This is a genomic window from uncultured Mucilaginibacter sp. (genome assembly GCF_903893715.1).
Classification (GTDB): Bacteria; Bacteroidota; Bacteroidia; order Sphingobacteriales; family Sphingobacteriaceae; genus Mucilaginibacter.
This window is the reverse complement of the sequence record NZ_CAITNG010000058.1, coordinates 1-7695: the sequence shown is the minus strand read 5'-3', so window position 1 is coordinate 7695 and position 7695 is coordinate 1. Positions and strand designations below refer to the sequence as shown.

Genomic DNA, 7695 nt, shown 5'->3' with positions numbered 1-7695 from the left:
CCAATGACTAATGACCAAAGAATATGGGTATTTATGGGTGTTCGAAAAAACTTTCACCACCACCTCCTCGCGCTCGGTAACCCGCCAACCAATGACTTAATGACCCAATGACTAATGACCAAAAAATATGGGTATATTTTCAAAGAACTTTTCCGTTTACCGCTACAACTCAGCATTTCCTACAAGGTACGCAATTTTGCCGGCATTTGCAAAAAAACTATGGCTTTTGCTCCCGCAAGGGTCTCCCGTTTGATGGGGTAAATTAGCATTGCAGCTTATGGCGGGTATCCTTAACGCACCATAACCAACACGCTGTGCCGAGATAACACTTACTGCTGGCCAAAAAATTTGTTTTAGCAGTGGCTTTATTTATTTGCTTAAGCCAACTCTAATTCGCTTAATTCTTTACCAATATCCTTTATTCCGGCTAATATTTTTTCGACCTGTTTCGCAGAGGGTTTCTTAATGCCTTTTACATATTGAGATAACAATGTGTTATTCATGCCAATTCGTTTGCTGAGCGTTTTTGCATTGATCACATTATAATATTCAAAAAATGAGGGCACATCAAAAACTATATTGATCTGTTCAATTGCGATTTGTTTTTTTGATACATGTTCCAGGTATAAATTAGCTGCTTCTAAAATATTTTGTTTTAATTCAGCAACGGTGTCCCCTGTTGTACCTACGGGTAAGGTTTCAAAATCTTCTGCGTAAGCCGAAAAACCTGTATCGGTTTTTTCAACTATGAAACTAATGCTTTTCATCGTGCAATCTTCTAAGTTCAGACCGGGTTTTACCCCGGTTTCGTCCTTTCCCGGACTCATCAGTGAACAAAATCTAAATCCCTGCTTGTTTACGTATTGTTTTTTCCAACCCTTTACCCATTTCTTTACTTCCGTGATTTGGAAAAACAATAGCTCCTTCTTTTTTAGGGTGTTCCATAATCATATGGCTCCCTGTTTGACGAACTTCATACCATCCGTCCCTTTTTAATAATCTAAGTAATTCCGAACATTTCATCCTTTCTTAATAGACTATAAAAGTAAATAAAAATATACTTTTATCAAAAATAAAGTAAATTATTTTATACCTTTTTTGTCTTACAAATCTTAACCGCTGAATTTATAACCGACAACAAAGCCCGGCATCCCCGTCCCCGCTTGTGGTTAGTAAATGGCAATTAACGGATATGGCTGGCTGGCTACCCGTGCTGTCCGAAGTCTATAAATCGGACGCCTATGCCTGTTTCTCCGATTACCTCCCGCCGATGCACAACATCCGCACATTGCACTTAGCCTCACTCCCTCGCCTTCGTATCCACAATGATCGTAACCGGCCCGTCGTTAACCAAGGCTATCTGCATGTCTGCCCCAAAAACGCCGGTGGCAATGGGTTTGCCCAGCAGGGTTTGCAGTTGGGCTATCATTTGCTCATACAATGGAATAGCCTTATCCGGTTTGGCGGCGCGGATGAATGAGGGGCGGTTGCCTTTTTTGGTTTGGGCAAACAAGGTAAACTGCGATATGAGCAGGATATTACCGCCCACATCGGTAAGGGCACGGTTCATCAGGCCGGCCTCGTCGCTAAAAATGCGCATGGCCACTATCTTTTGGGCAAGCCATTCCAGGTCCTCGGTGGTGTCGGCATCTTCAATGCCCAACAGTACGAGCAGCCCGGAGGCTATTTCCCCGGTAAGGGCACCATTTACCCTGCAACTTGCTTGCCTAACGCGTTGTATTACTGCCCTCATAGCTTGTTCATCATTTTATTATAACTTTGGTTAATGCGTGGCTCAAGGTTCCTGTTTGTTTTACTCGCGGTTTTGGCCATGGGCTGTAAACCTAACCGAAAGGTAAACATCGCCTTTTATTATTGGAAAACCGTTTACAAACCCAGCCCAACCGAAAGCGAATATGCCAAACATTTGCACACCAACAAAATGTATGTGCGCATCATGGATGTGGATATGGCCGACGATGGCGTGAGCGCGGTACCGGTTTCGCCCATTACATTTCAGCAAGCCCTGCCCGATACGGTGCAAATGGTGCCGGTGGTGTACATCATCAACAACGTGCTTAAGGTGCTGCCGAAAGCGAAACTGGCCGATCTGGCGGCTAAGATGATTCGTTTTGTAGATGGCAAGGTACAACAGGCCGGCAAAACCGGATACACCGAACTACAAATAGACTGCGACTGGACCGCCGATACCCGCGACAATTACTTTTACTTGCTTAACGCGATAAAGCCGCTGTTGAAGGGCAAAACGCTGTCGGTTACGCTCCGGCTACACCAGGTTAAAAGCGCGGCGGCTTGCGGTATTCCGCCGGTTAACAAAGCCTTGCTGATGTGTTACAACATGGGCAACCTGCGCAAATACGGTCCACAAAACTCGATCATCGATTTGGCGGAGTTGCAAAAATACTTAGGCGATAACCTGCAGCGTTATCCCATGAAAATGGACATCGGCCTGCCGCTGTTTAGCTGGGCAGTTGCTTTTCGCGACAAGCAATATATTGGCATTGCCAGGCAAGTTAATTTTGCCGCTTTGCGCGATAAGGCTAAATTTATACCGTCGGGCAATAATATGTACATCGCTGAAACCGATATGCCCGAATACGGTTTGAAGAAGCAGGACGAGGTGCGATGGGAAGACGCACCCATTGATGTATTGAATGGGGTGGCTGGTTATTTATCATCGAAATTAAAAAAGGACGACCTAAGTTTGGTATATTTTCATTTAGATGCGGACGTGTTAAAAAAGTACAGCTATGAGGAATTGGAAGACGTGGGTAATATACTGCGTTAGTTTTATAGGCTTCTTTTTGGCGAATGTGCTGGCCGACCTGGCCTGCGGTCCGGAGGTTGACCCATACGACTATTATGTTTCGTTCTTCCACAGCAATGTTCATGGTGAAAAAGACTACAAGCCTTTTTACTATACCAGTGAACGGTTTTTGTATGATGATACTGACCCTGCCAGTGAAGCCGAACTGAACGCCAACGAATGGGCTGAGTACCTTGGCGAAGGCGTAAAACAAACCGATGTGCTGAGGGCGATGTACCGCCTGGACAGAGGTGCCGATATGGTTGTCACGGCAGGCTATCTGACCAACGATGCCAAACTGCCCGACAGCCTGGCAAACAATACTTTTTTGAGGGCGCTGGCCGCTAATACCAACGCGGTGAAGTATTACCGTTTTGCCAAATCGGTGGAGAAGATTGCCAATATTGAATACGACCGCTGGGACCCAAAACCCGTCGATTCTCTTGCTTTGCGCGAAGCCGGGGCCACCGCCTTTAAATATGGCGAGGCCGAGAAAGACGCTTTCTTAAAGTTGCGCTACTACTACCAGTCGCAACGCCTGCTCCACTATGGTCATGCCTATGAGCAAGCTAAAGCCGTGTACGATAGATATATTGCCGATGTGCCGTCGAAAAGCCATGTAAAGGGCTGGGCAATGGCCTTGCTGGGCGGCGAACAAAGGCATTTGGGTGGTACTGTGGCTGCGGCTTATACCTTTTCGAAGGTGTTTGCCCAATATCCCGAAAGGCGGGTACAAGCCTACAAAAACTACATGTACATGCACGTTAGCACCGCGCAGGTATTGGCCCTTGCGGGAAGTGATGATGAACGGGCGGTAATAAATGCCATGGCAGGTTTTGGCAGTCCCGAAATGAATATGGGCCCTTTGCAGGAGGTATACCGCTTCGACCCGACGTCGCCTATGGTGGGCGTGTTGTTGGTACGCGAGATCAACAAGATAGAAGAAAGCCAAAGCGATTTCGCCATAAGGGCTAACAAAACAGGTAATTACTTTTATAACGGTACCCAGATTATCGATAGTTTGGATGCCAAAACAGCCACCCATATCCAAAAGCTGAAGGACTTTTGCGAAAGGTTTGCTACAGATAAAATTTCGCCTGATGCCAACCTTGGATTTGTGGCGGCGGCCTTTTTAGCCTGGATGCAGGGCGGTACAGATGATGGCTCGAACTTGCTAAAGGCCTTATACGGCGTAAAGCTTAATGATAAACTAAACGATCAAAAACAGATCGTTCAACTGCTGTTAACCGAGCAGGAAATAACGCAACTAAACCAGGTAAACGAAGCAACCATGTTACCCGCGTTGAAATGGCTGCAGAAGAAAGTAAAGGCAGAGAAAAAAGAGGCTCCTAACGCCGACGCACCCCATCCCTTTGCCACTACCGAGCGTAATTTTTACCAACATATACTGGCGCCGGCATACCTTAAACAGTGCGATACCGTGATGGCGGCTATCGCGCTCGACAAAAGCGGAGATATGACAGACTTTTGGCAAAACTATCTGCACCCGGCACAGGTGAAAACAATCATCGACATGAAGTTATTGCCTCCCGTAAACCCATACCTGCACTTTATGACCGAGGGGCTTGCCAAACATGGCCTAAGCGAATTGTACGAATTGTTAGGCACAACTTATCTGCGCAAGCATGATTATCCCGGGGCTATGGCCGCGTTACGGCATGTTGATGCGGCTGCGTTAAACGCAGTAAGCAGTAACAAAGCCGACCCTTTTATCGAATTGGTGAACGATTATCCTAAATTGTACCGTTACGGGCAATCCAAAGGTTATAACAAGCTGCAGTTTGCCATAGCCATGAACACGCTGGAACAAAACATCATCAACGATCCGGCCAATACGGCATCGTATTGCTATAAGCTGGGTGCAGGCTTGTACAACACATCGCATTATGGCAATGCCTGGTATTTAATATCATATAACTGGAGCTCAACCGATTTTGGACGGGCCAAAAAGTACGATTACGATGACGACTATATTAAAACCAGCAATGCCGAAAAGTATTTTGTAAAAGCAGCCCACCTCAGCAAAACGCAGGAATTTAGAGGACGTTGCGTATTTATGGCTGCCAAATGCCGGCAAAAACTGGCCACACAACCCTCATGGAGCGCCGGAGCTGATTATGAGGCCTTAGAGAAAGCCTATATGACCCAAATACGCAGCAGTTTTTATTTTGAAGACCTGAAAAAGAACTACCGAAAAACGGCTTTCTACAAAAAGGCGGTAAACGAGTGCAGTTACCTGAAAGATTACATCAGGGCGAAATAATCAGGCCCTGGTATCATTACCGTGATAAATGCTGAGGTAACTATCGTAGCGGGATGGCGCTATTTCGCCGCTTTCGACGGCATCTAGCACAGCGCAGCCGGGCTCGTTAATATGGCGACAGTTTTTAAAGCGGCAGTTTTCGCGGTATTGGCGTATTTCGGGGAACATGCCGCCCAGTTCGGCCTGTTCAATATCAACAATGCCCAGTTCGCGAATGCCGGGGGTGTCGATGATAAATCCGCCGAAAGGTAGTTCGAACATTTCGGCAAAGGTGGTGGTATGAATTCCTTTATCGTGCCATTCGGATACGCTGCTGGTGCGCAGTTGCAAATCGGGCAGTATCCTGTTGATGAGGGTTGATTTACCCACGCCCGAGTGACCCGAAAACAGGCTGACCTTGTTTTTCAAAGCATTCACTACATCATCAACATGTGTGCCTTTTAACGCGGATACTTCAAAACAGGAATAGCCCAGATCTTGGTAAATCGAGCGATATTCGGCCAATATTTCCAAGCCCTCTTTGCTAAACAAGTCGAGCTTGTTGAACACCAGCATGGCCGATATATGGTAGGCTTCGGCAGTAACCAAAAAGCGGTCGATAAAGCCCAATGACGTTCGCGGCGAAGCCAATGTTACCACCAAAAATGCCTGATCGAGATTGGCGGCGATGATTTGGCCCTGCTTTGAAAGATTAATGGATTTGCGGATGATGTAGTTTTTACGCTCGTGCAGTTTGGTAATGACGCCGGTTTCCTGGTCGGGTTCCATTTCAAAATCAACCTGGTCGCCCACGGCAACGGGGTTGGTGGTAGTGATGCCTTTAATCCTGAATTTGCCTTTGATACGACAATCAAGCCTGAGCCCCTCGGGTGTTTGTACCTGATACCAGCTTCCGGTCGATTTTGTTACGAGTCCATGCATTGTAAGCCGCAAAGATAAGAGGAAACGGGCAAACAATACGTGTTCAAAATAGTTATAATAGTGTCCAACTAAGCTAAGTGATTGTGCGTAAACATATTTTACACCCGGACAGTGTATAATCCCATTTTAGATAATATCTTTGCGGCACTAAACACCACCGGGTTTATACTTTTGATAATGAACAAATATTGCTTAACTAATACAAGGCAACTGTATGTGTTGCTCTTGCTTAATTTATCGGTATTTGTATGTTTTGCCCAGTCGCCCGTAACCCAACCACCTGTCAATCCTCATTCAAAAAATTTATCGGTTAAGCAATATGACCAGCTGATTAGCTATTATCGGTACCTGAAGCCCGATTCAGCAGCTTATTTGGCCAAAGTGGCGTTGGAACTGGCCATAAAGACGCACGATGATAATGGCCATGCGCTGATATTAAACCAAATAGGAATGATTGACGACAACCTGGGCAAGGTTGACGAGTCGCACCAAAAATATATTGAGGCCCGCGACATATACCTGCGCACCGGCCAAAAAACCGGGCTTGCTACCGAGTTGGTGCGCTTAGGTGTTATTGAAAGCCGTAAAGGCAATTACGACAAAGCCATAGGCTATTACCTTGATGCTTTGAAAGCCAGCGAACAAAGCGGCAACCTGAAAGGCAAGATGGAGTCGTATTTAACATTGGGCGAGGCTTACCTTGGCCAAAATAAGTTAGATACAGCCTTAAACTATCTGAAACTTGCAGAAAACATTAACAACACCATACCTTTTTCCAATCTGACACTCAATATTTATGATGAGTTTGGCGTTATTTATGGGAAGCAGGGGAAATACGCGCTTTCAAAGGCATATCTCGAAAAAGGCATAGCCCTGAGTAATAAACCACAATATCAGGGTCTTAATATTACACTTACCAATAGCCTCGCGGCGGTTTATGCCAAGCAAGGGTTCAAGGATACGTCTATCAGGCTTCAAAAATCGGCTTTGGCCAAATCAATACAAATCAATAACTACCTGCGCCAACTGCAAACCCTCACCGGTCTGGCCGAAACCTACGGTAAGGATGATCCTGAACAGGCGTTGGTGTATTTTAAACAGGCGCTCGACCTTGTTAAAACCAAAGATGCAAAAAGGAACCAGGTGGATATATTGGGCCGGATGGCCGACATGTATCATCTGCTGCATAAAGATGATTTGGCGTATGCTACAAAACAACAACAATATGCAATTGCCGACGAGTATTTTTACCAAAAAATGGCCAAGCAGATCAGCAGTTTGAAGGATTCGACGGCGTTAGGCAAATCGGAGGCCAATGTACAGGCATTAAAATATGAAAACGGGCGGCAAGAATTGAGGCAAAAGGAGTACATCGTTATTACAGCCGGTTCGGTTTTGTTGCTTTTGTTAATGGTGCTGTTTTATATGCGTACGCAAAAGTTAAACCTTTTACTTAACTCGGCTAATATTGAATTAAAAGAATCGAACGAGGTTAAAGACAAACTGTTTTCGGTACTGGCGCACGATCTGCGTTCGCCATTTTCCGCCATCATTAACTTGTTATCGCTGATCAATGATGACGTGTTAGATGAGAAAGAGAAAAAAGAATTGATTGACATGGCGGTAGTGAGCAGTAATGCCTCGCTTGGTATTTTGAATAACT

The 7695-nt window shown here is 45.6% G+C and carries 7 protein-coding genes; 3 read left to right on the top strand and 4 right to left on the bottom strand.

Annotation, left to right across the window (positions count from 1 at the left end):
* Positions 1–377: 377 nt before the first annotated feature.
* The 3 genes from QZX97_RS07470 to dtd form a co-directional block, all read right to left on the bottom strand.
* Entirely contained in the window at positions 378–767 is a 390-nt protein-coding gene (locus tag QZX97_RS07470; RefSeq protein WP_295652642.1) for a hypothetical protein, read from the bottom strand.
* Between the two features lie 73 nt (positions 768–840).
* A complete protein-coding gene (locus QZX97_RS07465) occupies positions 841–1023 on the bottom strand; it encodes a type II toxin-antitoxin system HicA family toxin (RefSeq protein WP_295652644.1) in 183 nt (60 codons plus the stop codon).
* A 277-nt stretch (positions 1024–1300) separates the two neighbouring features.
* Positions 1301–1753 (bottom strand): D-aminoacyl-tRNA deacylase, encoded by a 453-nt coding sequence (dtd, locus tag QZX97_RS07460; RefSeq protein WP_295652646.1) that lies wholly within the window; start codon positions 1751–1753, stop codon positions 1301–1303.
* Positions 1754–1786: 33 nt separating this feature from the next.
* Here dtd and QZX97_RS07455 point away from each other — a divergent pair, with 33 nt between their 5' ends.
* Together QZX97_RS07455 and QZX97_RS07450 are read left to right on the top strand one after the other, a co-directional pair.
* Positions 1787–2809, top strand: coding sequence for a hypothetical protein (locus QZX97_RS07455; protein WP_295652648.1), 1023 nt, complete (start codon positions 1787–1789; stop codon positions 2807–2809).
* Entirely contained in the window at positions 2772–5111 is a 2340-nt protein-coding gene (locus QZX97_RS07450; RefSeq protein ID WP_295652650.1) for a hypothetical protein, read from the top strand. Before QZX97_RS07455 ends, QZX97_RS07450 begins: the two co-directional genes overlap by 38 nt.
* Here the strand turns inward: QZX97_RS07450 and rsgA are convergent, their stop codons facing one another.
* Complete coding sequence (gene rsgA / locus QZX97_RS07445) at positions 5112–6032, bottom strand: ribosome small subunit-dependent GTPase A (protein WP_295652652.1); 921 nt, start codon at positions 6030–6032, stop codon at positions 5112–5114.
* 177 nt (positions 6033–6209) lie between these two features.
* Between rsgA and QZX97_RS07440 the strand changes: the two genes are divergently transcribed.
* Positions 6210–7695 (top strand): tetratricopeptide repeat protein (locus QZX97_RS07440; protein WP_295664539.1); only part of this gene is annotated, 1486 nt, incomplete at its 3' end.